Source organism: Sphingomonas leidyi, from assembly GCF_011761945.1.
Classification (GTDB): domain Bacteria; phylum Pseudomonadota; class Alphaproteobacteria; order Sphingomonadales; family Sphingomonadaceae; genus Sphingomonas; species Sphingomonas leidyi.
The window spans coordinates 75,111-91,761 of record NZ_JAASQV010000002.1; the positions used below are offsets into that span (position 1 = coordinate 75,111).

General features: G+C 67.6%; 17 protein-coding genes. 12 read left to right on the forward strand and 5 right to left on the reverse strand.

The features are described 5' to 3' along the window. The first annotated feature begins 84 nt into the window (after nucleotides 1–84). Entirely contained in the window at nucleotides 85–858 is a 774-nt protein-coding gene (locus tag FHR20_RS10030) for a nuclear transport factor 2 family protein (RefSeq protein WP_167299525.1), read from the forward strand. A gap of 6 nt (nucleotides 859–864) precedes the next feature. Here the strand turns inward: FHR20_RS10030 and FHR20_RS10035 are convergent, their stop codons facing one another. After that, complete coding sequence (locus tag FHR20_RS10035; protein WP_167299526.1) at nucleotides 865–2,010, reverse strand: serine hydrolase domain-containing protein; 1,146 nt, start codon at nucleotides 2,008–2,010, stop codon at nucleotides 865–867. 173 nt (nucleotides 2,011–2,183) lie between these two features. Here FHR20_RS10035 and FHR20_RS10040 point away from each other — a divergent pair, with 173 nt between their 5' ends. After that, a complete protein-coding gene (locus FHR20_RS10040) occupies nucleotides 2,184–4,553 on the forward strand; it encodes a TonB-dependent receptor (protein ID WP_243857279.1) in 2,370 nt (789 codons plus the stop codon). A 126-nt stretch (nucleotides 4,554–4,679) separates the two neighbouring features. Further along, the gene (locus FHR20_RS10045; protein WP_167299527.1) at nucleotides 4,680–5,081 is read left to right on the forward strand and encodes a hypothetical protein; all 402 of its coding nucleotides are present in this window, start codon (nucleotides 4,680–4,682) and stop codon (nucleotides 5,079–5,081) included. A 7-nt stretch (nucleotides 5,082–5,088) separates the two neighbouring features. Here FHR20_RS10045 and FHR20_RS10050 read toward each other — a convergent pair whose 3' ends face one another. After that, nucleotides 5,089–5,496, reverse strand: coding sequence for a GFA family protein (locus tag FHR20_RS10050; protein WP_167299528.1), 408 nt, complete (start codon nucleotides 5,494–5,496; stop codon nucleotides 5,089–5,091). Between the two features lie 89 nt (nucleotides 5,497–5,585). On the opposite strand from FHR20_RS10050, the gene FHR20_RS10055 reads away from it, so the two are divergent. The 5 genes from FHR20_RS10055 to FHR20_RS10075 all read left to right on the forward strand — a co-directional run bounded on the left by FHR20_RS10055 (nucleotide 5,586) and on the right by FHR20_RS10075 (nucleotide 9,400). After that, a complete protein-coding gene (locus tag FHR20_RS10055) occupies nucleotides 5,586–6,272 on the forward strand; it encodes a helix-turn-helix transcriptional regulator (protein WP_167299529.1) in 687 nt (228 codons plus the stop codon). Nucleotides 6,273–6,340: 68 nt separating this feature from the next. Continuing rightward, nucleotides 6,341–7,459, forward strand: coding sequence for a DUF47 family protein (locus tag FHR20_RS10060; RefSeq protein WP_286712789.1), 1,119 nt, complete (start codon nucleotides 6,341–6,343; stop codon nucleotides 7,457–7,459). A gap of 9 nt (nucleotides 7,460–7,468) precedes the next feature. After that, complete coding sequence (locus FHR20_RS10065) at nucleotides 7,469–8,482, forward strand: inorganic phosphate transporter (protein WP_167299530.1); 1,014 nt, start codon at nucleotides 7,469–7,471, stop codon at nucleotides 8,480–8,482. 83 nt (nucleotides 8,483–8,565) lie between these two features. Next, a complete protein-coding gene (locus tag FHR20_RS10070; RefSeq protein ID WP_167299531.1) occupies nucleotides 8,566–8,931 on the forward strand; it encodes an ArsR/SmtB family transcription factor in 366 nt (121 codons plus the stop codon). Then, nucleotides 8,912–9,400 carry an SRPBCC domain-containing protein gene (locus FHR20_RS10075; RefSeq protein WP_167299532.1) on the forward strand — a complete coding sequence of 163 codons (489 nt, stop codon included), beginning with the start codon at nucleotides 8,912–8,914 and terminating at the stop codon, nucleotides 9,398–9,400. The genes FHR20_RS10070 and FHR20_RS10075 overlap by 20 nt, the downstream gene beginning before the upstream one ends. A 115-nt stretch (nucleotides 9,401–9,515) precedes the next feature. Here FHR20_RS10075 and FHR20_RS10080 read toward each other — a convergent pair whose 3' ends face one another. Continuing rightward, nucleotides 9,516–10,889 (reverse strand): short-chain fatty acyl-CoA regulator family protein, encoded by a 1,374-nt coding sequence (locus FHR20_RS10080; protein ID WP_167299533.1) that lies wholly within the window; start codon nucleotides 10,887–10,889, stop codon nucleotides 9,516–9,518. Between the two features lie 234 nt (nucleotides 10,890–11,123). Between FHR20_RS10080 and aceA the strand changes: the two genes are divergently transcribed. Together aceA and FHR20_RS10090 are read left to right on the forward strand one after the other, a co-directional pair. Beyond that, a complete protein-coding gene (gene aceA / locus FHR20_RS10085; RefSeq protein ID WP_167299534.1) occupies nucleotides 11,124–12,410 on the forward strand; it encodes an isocitrate lyase in 1,287 nt (428 codons plus the stop codon). Between the two features lie 23 nt (nucleotides 12,411–12,433). Beyond that, the gene (locus tag FHR20_RS10090) at nucleotides 12,434–12,586 is read left to right on the forward strand and encodes a hypothetical protein (RefSeq protein WP_167299535.1); all 153 of its coding nucleotides are present in this window, start codon (nucleotides 12,434–12,436) and stop codon (nucleotides 12,584–12,586) included. A 41-nt stretch (nucleotides 12,587–12,627) separates the two neighbouring features. Here the strand turns inward: FHR20_RS10090 and FHR20_RS10095 are convergent, their stop codons facing one another. Continuing rightward, entirely contained in the window at nucleotides 12,628–14,088 is a 1,461-nt protein-coding gene (locus FHR20_RS10095) for an MFS transporter (RefSeq protein ID WP_243857280.1), read from the reverse strand. Between the two features lie 151 nt (nucleotides 14,089–14,239). Between FHR20_RS10095 and FHR20_RS10100 the strand changes: the two genes are divergently transcribed. Both FHR20_RS10100 and FHR20_RS10105 read left to right on the forward strand, forming a co-directional pair. After that, complete coding sequence (locus FHR20_RS10100; RefSeq protein ID WP_167299536.1) at nucleotides 14,240–15,385, forward strand: acyl-CoA dehydrogenase family protein; 1,146 nt, start codon at nucleotides 14,240–14,242, stop codon at nucleotides 15,383–15,385. Nucleotides 15,386–15,494: 109 nt separating this feature from the next. Beyond that, on the forward strand, nucleotides 15,495–16,283 hold the full coding sequence (locus tag FHR20_RS10105) for an SDR family NAD(P)-dependent oxidoreductase (protein ID WP_167299537.1): 789 nt from the start codon (nucleotides 15,495–15,497) through the stop codon (nucleotides 16,281–16,283). Here the strand turns inward: FHR20_RS10105 and FHR20_RS10110 are convergent. Next, the gene (locus FHR20_RS10110; RefSeq protein ID WP_167299538.1) at nucleotides 16,280–16,582 is read right to left on the reverse strand and encodes a UrcA family protein; all 303 of its coding nucleotides are present in this window, start codon (nucleotides 16,580–16,582) and stop codon (nucleotides 16,280–16,282) included. The two genes, FHR20_RS10105 and FHR20_RS10110, sit on opposite strands and share 4 nt — an antisense overlap. Between the last annotated feature and the right edge of the window lie 69 nt (nucleotides 16,583–16,651).

Sequence of the window (16,651 nt, forward strand, 5' to 3'; positions counted from 1 at the left end):
TTTTTCCGAATAACGATGATCAATCTTACGAATATCGGAATGATCGAGCGAGGGCTATGCCGTCGTTCGTTGGTGAGGGACAAGATGATGCTGACGAATATGTTCGCTTTGCTGGCGATGCTGGCATCGGGCTTCGCGACGCCGGGCGCCGCAGTCGAAGCCTATGGCGCCGCAGTTGCGGCGAACGACCCGGCGCAGCTGGCGGCCGCGTTCCAGCCGAGCGCGATCATGTATTGCACCGACGGCGCGGCAATCCGCGCGACCAGCCAGGGGGAATGGAAGCAGCGCATGCGCACCGCCGGGATGCCCGCCGGCCCGATCTCCACCAGGATCGCCTGGATCGACAGCGGCGCCACCACGTCGGTCGCGCGCACGGTCTCGGTGCGTGGCGACAAGGAATATGTCGACTACCTCCTGCTTGCCCGGCTCGCGGAGGGCTGGCGCATCGTCGGCAAGGTCTGCGAGGCGGGCGCGCGCCCGGACGAGGCCGGCGAGGCGGGCGTGCGGCAGGTCGTCGGCACCAAGCTCGCCGCGGATCGCGCCTGGGACGCCAAGCTCCTCGCGGAGAGCATCGACTCCAGGGCATTGGTGATGACGGTCGACGGCGGCGAATTCGTCGCGGCGACGCTTGGAGAATGGCAGGCACGCTATGTCGCCCGAAGATCGGCCTCCGGCGGCAGCCCCGCGACGCCGACGTCGATGGTGATCGACGCCCGCGGCGGCATCGGCACGGCGCGATGGTCCTTCCGCGGCACCGACGGCAGCGAATGGACCGATCGCGCGCTGATGATCCGGACCTCGCAGGGCTGGCGCATGGCCGCGCTGGCCTTCGCCAGGGAAGCGCCGGGCGCGAACTAGCCGGCCCTATTCCCCGAACCCATATTCCCAGCGATAGGGGACACCGGTCTCGCCCAGCGCGGCGCGGACCAGCTTCGGAAACGCCCTTTCGATCCGCACGTCGTTGCCCAGGATCAGCACGCAGCGCCGACCGCGCTCGAGACAGACCATCGTGTTGGCGGTCACGTCGTTATGGCCGCCCTTGAACCAGCCCGGCCCCTGCGGCCCGGTGAAGGCGACCACGCCGAGCGCCGCCTTCGCATCGGTCCCCTCGCCCGGCCCGGCCGGATTGTCCAGGGTCGGGAACTGCGTCCTGCTCGCGATCGCCTGGGTCCCCCGCGCATATGCCACCCGCCACCGCTTGGGCAGGCCATAGCCGCGCACCATCGCCGCCGTCATTTCGGCGAGGTCGTGGATCGTGGTGTCCATCGATCCCGCCGCGCGCACCCGGCTGCGGTCGTCATGCGGCTCGGGCTTGCCCTGCGCGTCCCAGCCATCCGCCAGATTGGTCCCGAAGCCGTCCTGCCAGATCAGGCTCGTCCGCGTCATGCCGAGCGGGGCGAAGAAGCGGCGCTGCAATTCCTTCTCCACGCTCAGCCCCAGCCCCTGCTCGATGCCGAATTGGAGCAGCGAGATACCCTCGCCCGAATAGGCGTAGCCGGTGCCCGGATCGAAATGGAAGCGCAGCTTCCCGCCGGGCTCGAGGAAGGCGAAATTGGCGAAGCCGGTCGCATGGTTGAGCGCGTGGCGCGGCGTCACCCGGCGCCAGCGCGCATCGCCGGCCAGGTCGCCCCAATGCCCATAGGCGTCGAGATTGCCATAGTCGGGCAGCGGCTTCGGCAGCATCGCCGCGATCGGCGCATCGAGGTCGAGCCTCCCCTCCGCCGCGAGTTCGGTCACCAGATAGCCGAACACCGCCTTGGTCAGCGACGCGCCGTACATTATGGTGTCAGCGGTCAGCGGATCGCCCTTCGCGTTGCGCGCGCCATAGGCCCGCACCATGACCACCTTGCCGTCCGCGATCTGCGCGATCGCCACTCCCCTGGCGCCGGTCTCGGCCATCGCCGCGCGAACCGCCGGCTCCAGATCCACCGGCGGCGTATCCGCCGCAGCCGGTGCCGCGCCACCGAGCGCCAGCAGGCCGGCCAGCCCATATCGTACCGAACGACGCATCCCGCTTCCTCCCTGTTCAGGCCGGCATCCTGCACGATCGTTGCCGATCGGCAACACAAACCGAGCTTCGTGGATCGTCACTGAAACGTCGCACACTCGTAACGGTACCGACGCGAACCCTGCCTAGCGGCTCTCATGGGAGCGGCCCTCCGGTCGCTGGGATGGGAATGATCATGACCGATTTTTCGCGCCGGCTGCGCCACGGCCACGCCTACGCATTTCTGATGGCCTCGGCCGCCCTCGTCACGCTCGCGCCGGCCGCACATGCGCAGGACAGCGCCGCCGCCGCCGTCGACGCCAATGACGGCGATGGCGGCGACGAGATCGTCGTCATCGGCAGCGGCCAGACCCGCTCGGTCTCGACCCTGGTGCCGCAGAATCTCGACCTGCTGCCGCCCGGCACCAGCGTGCAGAAGGCGCTGAACTTCCTGCCGGGCGTGATGGCCCAGTCGATCGACGCGCTTGGCGTGAACGAGCAGTCGTTGTCGCTCCAGGTCCGCGGCTTCAACACCACCCATCTCGGCTACACGCTCGACGGCATGCCGCTCGGCGACGGCGCCTACAACAATTACAACGGCCTCACGATCAGCCGCGCGCTGATCTCGGAGAATCTCGGCCGGGCCGATCTCGCGACGGGCATCGCCGGCCTCGCCATCCCCTCGACCAGCAACCTGGGCGGCGCGCTCACCTATGTCAGCCGCGACCCGAGCAAGGACGCGGCGCTGGCGGTCAGCCAGACCGTGGGCAGCGAGAACAGCGTGCGCACCTTCGTGCGGCTCGACACCGGCGAGCATGGCGGCTTCTCGGCCTATGTCTCCGGCCAATATGTCGAGCAGGACCTGTTCGTGAACCAGCCGGCCTACAACAAGTCCACCGGCAAGCAGCTCAACGCCAAGCTGCAATACCGGGCCGACGGCATCCGGATCACTGCCTTTGCCGATGTCTCGCGCACCAATCAGGCCGACGACGCCTATCTGTCGAAGGACATGCTGAACCGCCTCGGCTGGGACTGGGGCGGCTATGCGCCGAACTGGCAGGCCTATGTCGGCGTCGCCGCCTGCACCGTGACCACCACGCCGTACAAGTGCGCCGCGGCCCCGGCGCCGCAGAAGAATGCCGACGTCACCTTCACCAACGGCCAGATCCTGCGCAACGACAATCTCTTCTACCTGGCCGGCGACTTCGAGCTGGCCAGGAACCTGAGCGTCCACACCCAGGTCTATCATCACAACGACAAGGGCGCCGGCAACAACTTCATCACCGGCCTTTCCAACCAGGGCACCACGACCACGGCGGACGACGTGCCGGTCCAGATCCGCGACACGCGCTACACGATCGATCGCACCGGCGTGCTCGCCAGCCTGAGCTGGAAGGTCGCCTTCAACGAGTTCCAGGCCGGCCTGTGGGTGGAGGACAATACCAGCAGCGCCGCGCGCTACATCTGGACCAACGTCACCGGCCCGTTCAGCCTGGCCCAGTATCTGGTCGGCCAGCCCAACACCGCCCAGTGGGTGCAGGAGACGCACTGGAAGACGCATCAATTCTATGTGCAGGACACGGTGCGCCTGTTCGACGATGCGCTCAGCATCGATTTCGGCTTCAAGAGCACCTATTCCAAATCGGATGCCCGCGCGATCCGCGGCATCGCCGTCGGGGCGCCGCCGGCCTCCAGCCAGTTCGCCAGCGGCACGCTGGTGGCCAAGGACAATTTCCTGCCGGAAGTCGGCGTGCACTGGCAGGTCGCGCCCGGGCACGAGCTGTTCGCCAGCTATGCCGAGAACATGGCCATGTTCCAGGGCGGCTTCAAGCTCGGCCCCCAGTCGGTCTCGCAGGCCGTGTGGGACGCGCAGGGCAAGTATCTGAAGCCCGAGACGTCGAAGAGCGTCGAGGGCGGCTATCGCTATGTCAGCGGCCCGCTCCAGGTCGCGCTGAGCGGCTATTACGTCAAGTTCGACAACCGCCTGCTCCAGTACAATCCCTGCCCGACCAACCAGCAGCAGAACCCGGGCTGCGGCAACAGCTTCCACAATGCCGGCAGCGTCACCAGCAAGGGCGCCGAGCTCGGCGTGCTGTGGAAGCCGACGCCGTGGCTGAGCTGGTACAATTCGGCTTCGTTCAACAAGTCGACCTATGACGAGAATCTCAACTGGTGCACCACCACCTGCGTGGTGAAGCTCACTGCCGGCAAGCAGCAGGTCGATACGCCGAAGACGATGCTCGCGAGCGTGCTGACCGTGAAGCAGGGCGGCCTCTCGGCCTCGCTGCAGGGCAAATATACCGGCCGCCGCTATTATACCTACACCAACGACCAGAGCTTCGGCGGCTACACCACCTTCGATCTGGGCGTCAGCTACGACTATGGCTCCTTCGCCTATGTGAAGGACCTCAAGCTGTCGCTGAACGTCACCAACCTGACCAACAAGCGCTACGCGTCGAACTTCGACAGCAGCGTCTTCGCGCCGGACGATGCGGCGGGCACCGTGCTGGTGTTCCATTCCTCGGCCCCGCGCCAGGCCTTCGTCACGCTCAGCGCCGGCTTCTGAGCAGCCGCGCTGCGCAAAGGGAAAGGCCGGGGTTCACGCCCCGGCCTTTCGCGTTTCCGGCGCCCTCGTCCGCGGCGCGGAAGCGTCGAGTGTTGCCAGCCATCGCGCGCGATGCCAGCATCCCGCATGCCCACGTGCTACCAGTATCTCCGACAGGCTGTGGCGCACCTCGCCGCGGGCGCGGATACGCAGCACGCCCATCTCGAATCGATCCTCGGCCATCTCACGCCCGACGGCGACGCCTCCGGCTATGGCAATGACGAGCTCGCGCTGGAGCTGGACGACTTCTACCATGCCGCCAACCACATGCACGAATGGGGCGAGATCAGCCGCGAGGAGATCGAGGCGATCCGCCCGCTCGACGCGATGCTGCGCACGCTGAGCGGAAAGGCGCACGCCGATTTCTGGCGCCGCGAAGCGCTCTGGTCGGATCCGCGCTGGGAGCAAGTGCGCGCGCTCGCCCGCCGGGCGCTGGCGCAGCTGCCCGACGAGGAACGCAGGAGCAGCTGGCAACCCGGCGCGGATTGACCCCGCCTCACAGGATCGCCTTCTCCGCCGGCTCCTGCCACCAGGCATTGTGCAGCCCGTCGGCATAGTTGACCGGTGCCGCCTCCAGCTCCGCGAGCGGCACGTCGTCGAGGCAGAGCACTTGCACCGAGACGAAGGCCCCGCCGATCTCCTCGACATAGCCGGACCCGAACGGCGCGATGCCGCAGGTCTTGCAGAAGCGGTGATGCCCGCTCTTGGTGCCGAACTGATATTCACCCAGCGCCGCCTCGCCCGAAAGCAGGCGGAACTGTTCGGGCTTGAGCAGCGCCCCCCAGTTGCGGCGCTTGCGGCAATAGGTGCAGTTGCACTTGCCCGTCCCCGCCGCGAGATCGATGTCCGCCTCGAACGTCACCGCGCCGCAGTGACAGCTGCCATGATAGGTCTTCGTCGTCATTTCCTGGCTCCCGTTTGAACTCACGGGACTCGACCTACTGCCATGCTGCTGACAGCATGGTGTCAGCAGCATGGCAGTAGGATTCAGCAATGCGAAAAGCCGATCGCCTCTTCCAGATCGTCCAGATCCTCCGGCGTACCGCGCGCCCGGTGACTGCCGACGCGATCGCGGCAGAACTCGAGACGTCGAAGCGCTCGGTCTATCGCGACATCGCGGCGCTGATCGGCCAGCGCGTGCCGATCCGCGGCGAGGCGGGGATCGGCTATGTGCTCGAAAGCGGGTTCGACCTGCCGCCGCTGATGCTCACCACCGACGAGATCGATGCGGTCGCGCTCGGCGCCACCTGGGTCGCGGGTCATGCCGACGAGGGCCTGGCGCGCGCCGCCGAGGATCTGCTCGCCAAGATCGCCGCCGTCCTGCCCGAGGAGATGCGCCCGTTCCTCGGCAACCCCGCCGCGCGCGCCGTCCCCGCCTGGGACCGGCCCCGGGACGGCATCGACGTCCCCCAGCTGCGCAGCTGGATCCGTGCCGGCCGCAAGCTTCACCTCGACTATGCCGACGAACAGGGCCGCGCCACTCGGCGCACGGTCTGGCCGCTGATGATCGGCTATAGCGACGCGACTCGCGTCCTGGTCGCGTGGTGCGAGCTGCGCGCCGGCTTTCGCACCTTCCGCCTCGATCGCATCGTCGGCGCCGAATTCCTCGACGCCGCGATCCCCGGCAGCCCGTCGCAACTCCGCGCCCGCTGGCTCAAGGAGATCCGGGAGCGCGGCTGAGGCTTGCGCGTGACACTAAATTGTAACAAACGCGGCACCCGCCATCCCGGCGCTCCGGAGTCCGCGCCATCCGCCAGATCGCCGCCCTGCCCTATCGCACCGAAGGCAATGCCGTCGATGCGCCGGTGCGCGTGCTGCTGGTCACGTCGCGCGAGAGCGGGCGCTGGGTGATCCCCAAGGGCAATCCCGAATCCGGCCTGCCCGCCCACACCGCCGCGGCGATCGAGGCGGAGGAGGAAGCCGGGGTGCGCGGTCCCGTCTGCCCGCTGCCGCTGGGCTCTTATCGCTATCGCAAGAAGCGCGGCAACGGCGCCTCGCTGATGATCGACGTCGACGTCTTCCCCCTGTCGGTCAGCCAGGAGCTGGTCGCCTGGAAGGAGCAGGGCCAGCGCGAACGCCGCTGGTTCAGCCTCGCCGAAGCCGCGGCCGCCGTCGACGAGCCCGATCTGAGCGATCTCATCCGGTCGTTCGGCCCGGCCGAGTTCAGGGCGGCGGCGCAGCGCAACGGCCTGCTCACCGCCGTCGCCCGCAAATCGAAAGTGCATCACATGTTCGCCTGGTTCCAGCGCCTGCTCCCCAAGACCGGCAATTTCTTCGAGATGTTCGAGCAGCACGCGCTCACCATCGTCGCCGGTGCCGACGCGCTTGCCCGGCTGCTCGCCGACGGCAACCGCGATCACATCCGCGAAGTGATCGAGCGCGAGCACGATGCCGACGAGATCATCCGCGAGATGCTGCGCACGGTGCGCGAGACGTTCCTCACGCCCTTCGATCGCGGCGCGATCACGTCGCTGATCGGCGCGATGGACGATGCGATCGACGAGATGCAGGCCGCCGTCCAGGCGATCGACCTCTACGAAGTCACCAGCTTCGACCAGGAGATGAAGGACATGGCGGCGATCATCGTCGATGCCGCCCGCCTCACCATGGAAGCGATGCCCCTGCTGCGCGACGTCGGCCGCAACGGCCCGCGCCTGCACGAACTGACCGAGCGGCTGGTGCGCATGGAAAGCCATGCGGACGAGATCCACGCCGCCGGCCTCAAGCGCGCGTTCAAGGAGCTCGGCCCCGGCGACCCGCTGGGCTTCGCCGTCCATCGCGAGCTGTTCAAGCATCTCGAGCGGATCGTCGACGCGTTCGAGGATGTCGCGAACGAGATCGACGGCATCGTGATCGACCATTCCTGACGCCGCCCGATGTACGAGCTCGCCTTTCCCCTGCTGGTCGGCCTGATCCTCGTCGCGCTGGCGTTCGATTTCCTGAACGGCCTGCACGACGCGGCGAACTCGATCGCCACCGTCGTCGCCACGCGGCTGCTGAAGCCGGTCCATGCCGTGGCCTTCGCCGCGGCATTCAACTTCGCGGCCTATTTCCTGACGATCGCCTTCCCCGCCTTGCACAAGGTGGCGGACACGATCGGCCAGGGGCTGATCGACAAGAACCTGATCACGCCCGCAGTGGTGTTCGGCGCGCTGATCGGGGCGATGTTCTGGAACGTGGTGACCTGGCTCAAGGGCATTCCGTCCTCCTCCAGCCACGCGCTGGTCGGCGGGATGATCGGCTCGGGCGTGGCGCATGCCGGGCTCACCGGCGTGAAATGGACCGGCCTCAACAAGACGCTGATCGCCATCGTCCTCTCGCCGACGATCGGCATGATCCTGGCCATGTTGGTGATGCTGGTCACCTCCTGGCTGTTCATGCGCGCCAGCTCGCGCACGGCCGAGCGCAGCTTCCGCATGCTGCACCTCGTCTCCTCCGGCGCCTATTCGCTCAGCCACGGCCTCAACGATGCGCAGAAGACGATGGGGATCATCACCGTGCTCCTCTATTCGACCGGCTATCTGCACGGGAAGTTCGAGGTGCCGCACTGGGTGGCGATCGCCTGCTATATCGCGATCGCGCTCGGCACGCTGAGCGGCGGCTGGAAGATCATCGAGACGATGGGCTCGCGCATCACCAAGCTCTCGCAGCACCAGGGGTTCAGCGCCTCGCTGGCGGGCTCGATCGTGCTGTTCACGGCCTCGGCGCTCGGCATCCCGGTCTCGACCACCCACACGATCACCGGCGCGGTGATCGGCGCGGGCACGGCGCGCCGGGCCTCGGCGGTCCGCTGGGGCGTCGCCGGCAACGTCATCGCCGCCTGGGTGATCACCATCCCCGCCTCGGCGGCGGTGGGAGCGTTGTTCTACCTGCTGACGACGTTGTTCTGATCTCGCAGTCGGAACTGCCTCACCCATCCTGACCGTCGCCCCGGACTTGCGCCGCGCGCCGGCATGCGCTAATACTGAACCATATGGTTCAGTATTTCGGCACCGCCCGCCTCGACGCTTCCTTCGCCGCGCTGTCGGACGCTACCCGGCGCGGCGTGATCGAGCAGCTCGCGCGCGCCGAAGCGTCGATCACCGATCTCGCCGAGCGTTTCCACATGACCCTCACCGGCATGAAGAAGCATATCGGCATACTCGAGCGCGCCGGGCTGGTCGTCACCGAGAAGGTCGGCCGGGTGCGGACCTGCCGGCTCGGCGCCCAGGACCTCGCCGAGGAGGCCGGCTGGATCGCCAGTTACCACCAGCGTTGGAGCGCCCGCTTCGATGCGCTGGACGACGTGATCGCGGAACTCAAAGCCAAGGAGAAAATGGATGGGCCTGAACGCCAATGACTTCGGCGCCACCACGGTAGCGCGCAAGTCGGATACCGAAGTCGAGGTCACGCGCGTCTTCGATGCTCCGCCACATCTCGTCTACCGGGCCTGGACCACGCCCGAACTGTTCCAGCGCTGGTGGGCACCCCGGTCGATCGGCGCGCCGATGCGCGTCCGCGAGCTCGATGTCCGCGTCGGCGGCGGCTACCGGATCGAGTTCGACGGGGAAGACGGTCAGATCTGGGCGTTCTTCGGCAAATATATCGAAGTCGTCCCGAACGCGCGCATCGTCTGGACCAATGAAGAAAGCGACAACGGCCCGATTTCCACGGTCACCTTCGAGGAACGGGATGGCAAGACGCTGTTGACCTTCCGCGAGCTCCACCCTTCGAAGGAAGCGCTCGACGAAGGCATTGGCGCCGCCGAAGGCATGCCCGAGCAACTTGCGCAGCTGGAGGAACTGCTGGCGGAATTGGCGGAGGGTTGAACGCGGGCACCGATCTCCCCCTGCCTGCAAGAGAGGGGGCGGGGCGGGCCGGGCGCCGATCCCTGCATGGGTTGGCACCATCATGCAGCGCATCCGCCGAGCGCCAATCCGCCCCCTAATCCCCCACGAACCCGAACGGCGTGACGCCGCTCTCGCGCTCATTGGCCAGGGTCGCGCGCCCCGCCGGCGGGGCGGAGCGCTGCGCGCAGTCCGGCCGGGTGCAGGCGCGGCAGCCCAGCCCCACCGGCACCGCTTCGCCCGCAAGGTCGACGCCGCGCGCCGCCGACAGCGCCCGCGCCTCGGCCGCGGCAAGCCCGATCCCCAGGGCGAAGCGCGCCCGCACTCCCTGCGCGCCCTGGGGCGTCCGCGCCCGCGACAGCGTGAACCAGCGCGCGCCGTCCTCGGTCTCGATCAGCTGGCCCAGCGTCTCGTCGGCCCGGCCGAACGCTTCGGTCAGGTTCCATAGCGGGCACAGCCCCGGCCCCTCGACGAGCGGCGACCCGCTCGCCCCGGCGAAGCGCTTGGAGACCTGCCCCGCCCGGTCCACGCGCATCACGAAGAAGGCCAGCCCCCGTGCGCCCACGCGCTGCAACGTGGTCAGCCGGTGCGCCACCTGCTCGAAGCTCGCGCCGAAGCGCCGCGGGAGCACCTCCATATCGTAGCCGGTCTGCTCGCAGGCCCGCAGGAACCGGCCATAGGGCATCATCACCGCCGCCGCGAAATAGCCGACCAGATGGCGCTGATAGAGCCGCTCGCCCATGCGATCGAGCCCGGCGCCGCGCACCAGCGCATCGATCTCGCCGCGCGCTTCCTGCGACAAGCGCTCGGCCAGCGCGAACGTGCGGCCCGGCATGTCGAGCAGTTCGGAAAGCTGCACCTGGCGCGCATGCAGGTCGAGCCGCTTGAGCAGCCCCGGCATCACGTCCGCCGGCAGGATGCGCACCGAAAGCTGATGCTTCACCCGCAGCCGCTCGGCCATCGCGCCATAGGGATCGCTCGCCGCCTGGCGCAGTTCGTCGGCCAGCGCTTCGGCCGCGGCGTCGAGATCGGCGAAATGGCCGCGCCAGCGCTCGATCTCGCGGCGCACCTGCCGCCCCGGGTCGCCCGCGCCCTGGTCCGGCGCCGCAGCGGCCCCGATCCGGTCATAGGCCCGCGCGAACGCCTCGGCCCCGCCGGGCGCACCGGCCAGCCACTCCTCCATCTGCTGCCGGTCGATCTCGAGGTCGGCGAACAGCGGATCGGCGAGTCGCCGCCGCAGCGCCTCCATCCCGCCGCCCGGCTCCGCCGCGGCAAGCTTGCGGGGATCGAAGTCGTATACTTCGGAAAGCCGCAGCATGAGCATGGCCGAGACCGGCCGCTGGTTGCGCTCGACCAGATTGAGATAACTCGCCGACACCCCCAGCGCCTCGGCCATCGCCGCCTGGGTCAGCAGCAGCTGGCGGCGGAGGCGCCGCACGGCATGTCCCGCGAAAAGCTTCTGTTCGGCCACTGTTCCCGCCTTCGATTCGCTCTCCCGCCTGCGGGAAAGCATTGGGTTGTCCCGCACGCAATGTTCCGATGCGTTCATATCGAACGAGTCGGGACGCTTTGTAAATAATTTACATCCTTTCAAATCAGAGAAAAGCCCCATGCACACCATGACCCCGCCAGGGGTCCATGGCCTCTCGCCAGGAACATCAGGGAGTATCCATACAGGCTCGGCAACCTAGTCAAGGAACACACAATGCCGACGCGCTTCGAAGACCTGATCCCCGCCCCCACCGGCCGGTTCGACGGCATCGTGCGCCCCTATTCGCCCGAGGATGTCGAGCGCCTGCGCGGCTCGCTTGCGGTCGAGCATACGCTCGCCCGCCGCGGCGCGCTCAAGCTGTGGGAGCTGCTGCAGACCGAGGATTACATCAACGCCCTCGGCGCGCTCTCCGGCAACCAGGCGATGCAGATGGTCCGCGCCGGGCTGAAGGCGATCTACCTGTCGGGCTGGCAGGTGGCGGCGGACGCCAATACCGCCGGCCAGATGTATCCCGATCAGTCGCTCTATCCCGCCAATGCGGGGCCCGAGCTCGCGCGCCGGATCAACGCCACGCTCCAGCGCGCCGACCAGATCGAGCATATGGAAGGCGGCGCCCAGCGCGACTGGTTCGCGCCGATCGTCGCCGATGCCGAGGCCGGCTTCGGCGGCCCGCTCAACTGCTTCGAGATCATGAAGGCCTATATCGCCGCAGGCGCCGCCGGGGTGCATTATGAAGACCAGCTCGCATCGGAGAAGAAGTGCGGGCACCTCGGCGGCAAGGTGCTGATCCCCACCCAGGCGCATATCCGCAACCTCGACGCGGCGCGGCTGGCGGCGGACGTCGCCGGCGTGCCGACGGTGATCTGCGCCCGCACCGATGCGGAGAGCGCGCGGCTGATCACGTCGGACGTCGACGAGCGCGACCGCGAATTCCTCACCGGCGAGCGCACGCCAGAGGGCTTTTTCCGCCTGAAGGACGGCACCGGCGTCGATCACTGCATCAAGCGCGGCCTGGCCTTTGCCGAGCATGCCGACCTGCTGTGGTGGGAAACCTCGAAGCCGAACATGGACGATGCCCGCCGCTTCGCCGAAGCGATCAAGAAGGAATTCCCCAACAAGATGCTGGCGTACAACTGCTCGCCCAGCTTCAACTGGGAGAAGAATCTCGACAAGGACGACATCGCCCGCTTCCAGCGCGAGATCGGCGCGATGGGCTACAAGTTCCAGTTCGTCACGCTCGCCGGCTTCCACCAGCTCAACTACGGCATGTTCGAGCTGGCCCGGGGCTACAGGGATCGCGGCATGGCGGCCTATTCGGAGCTGCAGCAGGCCGAGTTCGCGGCGGAGGCCAATGGCTATACCGCGACTCGCCACCAGCGCGAAGTCGGCACCGGCTATTTCGATGCGATCGCGACCACGCTGGCGGGCGGCAGCAGCAGCACCACCGCGCTCGCCGAGAGCACCGAAGCCGCCCAGTTCGTCACCACCGAAGCCGCCTGAACCAAGAGAAAGGAGTGATTGCCATGACCGAGCCCCAGCGCAGCCGCGCCGTCTTCTCGACCGAGGACTTCCGCCTCATCCGCGAGGCGGTGGCCACCCATCTCGAGAAGGTGAAGGACGCACCCGAGTCGACGAAATACGCCAATCTCTATCACCGCCTGGGCCGCGTGGCCTGAGCGCAGACTTTCCTGGGGAGGAAAGGATGTCCGTCGGAAGGTCAGCTTCCGGCGGACATTTCCGCATTGCGGCCGGCGAGCGCCGCGATCCGCGCCTCATGCTCCGCCTTGCCGAAGGGGAAGAAGCGGTAAAGGATCGCCGCGGCGATCGCGAGCACGCCATAGACGACGAAGAACAGGATGGTGAGCCGGTCGACCGTCGCCATGGGCACCTGGCCCGGTCGGGCCGCCGCGGGAAAGTTCACCAGGTCGAGCAGCAGGCCCGTCGCCCAGATGCCCAGTCCGCTGCAGCATTTCTGGATGAAGAAGGATCCGGCGAAGAACACCCCTTCGTTGCGCCGGCCGGTCTCGATCTCCGAATGCTCGACGACATCGGCCATCATCGAGGCGCCGAGGATCGTCGCCGAAATGCTGCAGGTGACGTTGAGCGCGTAGATGGCGAACAGCGACGGGAGCAGCCAGGGCGTGCCGGGCGCCGGGAACAGGCCGAGCAGGCGCAGCACATAGGGCAAGGCGACCCAGAAGGCCGCCGCCGCCATCAGCCACATCGCCGCCCGGGGCTTGCCTAGCCCCCGCGAAGCCCGCGGCGCGACGAAGAAGGCGAAAAAGGCGCCGACCAGCAGCGAGAAGGCGATGATCGTGAAGTCCTGGTTCTGGAAACGCCAGACATGGGCATAGAGATAGCTCGACAGCGCGAAGCTCACGCCCTGCGCGGAATAATAGCAGAGGCCGGCCGCCATCAGGATCAGAAAGGCGCGATTCCGCACCGTCTCGCCCAGTTCGGCGAAATGGGCGCCTAGCGACTGGCGCGTGCGCTCCTCCGGCTGAGGCAGCCGCTTGATCTCGCCATGCGTCCCCAGCGCCGAGACGAGAATGGCAAAGGCCATGATCAGCGCGCTCGCCAGCGCGAAACCGGGATAGTTCTCGCGGACCAGCTGGCCATTGGGATGGCCGGGCGAAGGCCCGAGCAGCCAGGCATAGGCCAGGATCATCATCCCCAGCCCGCCGGCCCAGCCGAACAGGAAGCGATAGGCCATGATCCGCGTCCGCTCTTCATAGTCGGCGGAAAGCTCGGGGGTCAGCGCCTGGCTCGGCACTTCATAGGCACTCACCGCGGTGCGGACGAGCACCGACATGGCGAAGACCCAGGCGAGCATGCCGGCGTGCGAGAGCGCGGGCGGATTCCACAGCAACAGCCAGCCGATCGCGATCGGAATGGCCGAGGCGTACATCCAGGGATGGCGCCGCCCCCAGCGGCTCCGCGTCCGGTCCGAGAGGAAACCGATCGCCGGATCGGCCACCGCGTCGAGCAGCAGCGCGCACATGATCGCGAAGCCCACTTCGGCAGCCGGCAGCCCGAGGACCTGGTTGAAGAAGAACAGCAGGAAGGTCGAGAAGCAGAAGTCCTTCACGCCATACGCCACGGTGCCGAAGCCATAGGCGAGCATGATCGGCGTGCGGATTCGCCGTGCGGGCGGCACTGCCGCCTGGTTGCCGTCCATGCCCCTATGCTCCCTTTCGACCCATTTTGCCGCGCACCATATGTGCCGCAATCCGGGGGTCAACTGCAAGCTGTTGGAATATCGGGTATGGCTTGCTCCGGACCATATGGTCGGTATAGCCTTTGGCTTCGAACCTGAGGAACGCGTGGCCATGGCGCTCGACCCCGAAATCTTCGACACGCTGATCGATACGATCCGCCGCTTCGTCCACGAGCGCCTGCGCCCGCTCGAAGCCGAGGTGGAGGCCGCCGACGCCATCCCCGCCGAAGTGATCGCCGAGATGAAGGCGCTCGGCCTGTTCGGCCTGTCGATCGCCGAGGATTATGGCGGCCTGGGGCTGACGATGCTCGAGGAATGCAAGGTCGCCATCGAGCTGGGCCGCACCACGCCGGCCTTCCGTTCCAGCTTCGGCACCAATGTCGGCATCGGCTCGCAAGGTCTCGTCATGGCCGGCACGCCCGAGCAGAAGGCCCAATGGCTGCCGCGCATCGCCAGCGGCGAGATCGTCACCAGCTTCGCCCTGACCGAGCCGGACGTGGGATCCGACAGCGGCGCAGTGAAGACCCGGGCGGTCCGCGACGGCGACGTCTATCGCCTCACCGGCACCAAGCGCTTCATCACCAATGCCGACAAGGCCGAGCTGTTCACCGTGATGGCCCGCACCGGCGATGCGCCCGGCGGCCGCGGCGTCTCCGCCTTCCTGGTGCCGCGCGACTTGCCGGGAGTCAGTATCGGCGAGCCCGAGAAGAAGATGGGGCAGAAGGGTGCCCGGGTGGCGGACGTGGTGTTCGACGGCACGCCCGTGCCCGTCGCCAACCGGCTGGGCGCCGAGGGCGAGGGCTTCCGCATCGCGATGCAGGTGCTCGATCGCGGCCGGCTGCACATCTCGGCGGTCTGCGTCGGCGTGGCCGAGCGGCTGATCGCCGACTGCGTCGCCTATGCGAGCGCGCGCGTACAGTTCGGCAAGCCGATCGCCGAGCACCAGCTGATCCAGGCGATGCTTGCCGATTCCAAGACCGAGGCGCTGGCGGCACGGGCGCTCGTGCTGGAGACCGCCGCCGCGAAGGACCGCGGCGCGAACACCACGATGGAAGCGGCGGCGGCGAAATATTTCGCCAGCGAGATGGTCGGCCGGGTGGCGGATCGCGCCGTGCAGATCTTCGGCGGCGCCGGGTACATCGCGGATTATGGCATCGAGCGGCTCTACCGCGACGTCCGGCTGTTCCGCATCTACGAAGGCACCAGCCAGATCCAGCAACTGATCATCGCCCGCGAGACGCTGAAGCGGGGCGGCTAGTCTTCCTCTCCCCCTTCAGGGGAGAGGATCGGGGAGAAGGGCAGTGCGAGACGGTGGCAACATGCCCCTCTCCCCTGCCCCTCCCCTGAAGGAAAAAGGGAGTTAAGCTATGGACACCACGACATTATTCCGCCTCGACGGCCGCATTGCCCTCGTCACCGGCGGATCCCGCGGCATCGGCCGGATGATCGCCGAGGGCTATGTCGCCCAGGGTGCCAGGGTCTATGTCTCCTCCCGCAAGGCCGAAGCCTGCGAGGAGACCGCCGCGGCCCTCGGCCCGAACTGCATCGCCCTGCCGATGGACGTCTCGACCGTCGCCGGCTGCAAGGCGCTCGCCGCCGCGCTGGCGGAGCGCGAGGAACGGCTCGACATCCTGGTCAACAATGCCGGCGCGGCCTGGGGCGAACCGTTCGAGGGCTTTCCGGAAAAGGGCTGGGACAAGGTGATGGACCTGAACGTCAAATCGCCCTTCTTCCTGACCCAGGCGCTCTTCGATCTGCTCAAGGCGGGCGGATCGGCCGAACGCCCGGCCAAGGTCATCAACATCACTTCGATCGACGGCCAGCGGCTGAACCCGTGGGAGACGTACAGCTATCACGCTTCCAAATCGGCACTGATCTATTTGACCAAGCGCATGGCCGCCCGGCTGGTCCGCGACCATGTCAACGTCACCTCGATCGCTCCCGGCGCCTTCGCCAGCGACATGAACAAGGCGGCGCGCGATCATGGCGGCGACGTCGCTCGGGCGATCCCGGCCCGGCGCATCGGAGTGGACGAGGACATGGCGGGCGCCGCCATCTATCTCGCCAGCCGCGCCGGCGACTATGTCGTGGGCGACACGATCACCGTCGATGGCGGGCTGGTCAATGCGTCGCTGGGCGTGAGCATCGACGGCTAGCGCCGATAATATCCGCGCCGCACCCTGTCGGGCATTTCGGCGACCAGCGAGAGCCGCACCATGTCGAAACAATATCCCGCCTTGTTGCGGATCAACTGGGGTGCCGCGTCCCGGTCGTTGGTCCGGCAATAGGTGCGGGCCGCGCCGTCCAAGCGCTCCCGCAAGGCGGCGCGGCCCGCCCTGGTGTCCAGCTGCAGGTCGCCATAGGCAACCCGCAGCGCCGGCTCGCCGACCGGCATGGGCGGATGCGAGGCGCAAGCGCCGACAAGGGCAACGGACAGGAACAGGATCGAACGCATCGTCATTCTCCCTTCAAGTCGCCGGGCAAGCCGGCCCCGTGGCGCGAAAGCCGCGCTTCGGTTCGGTGG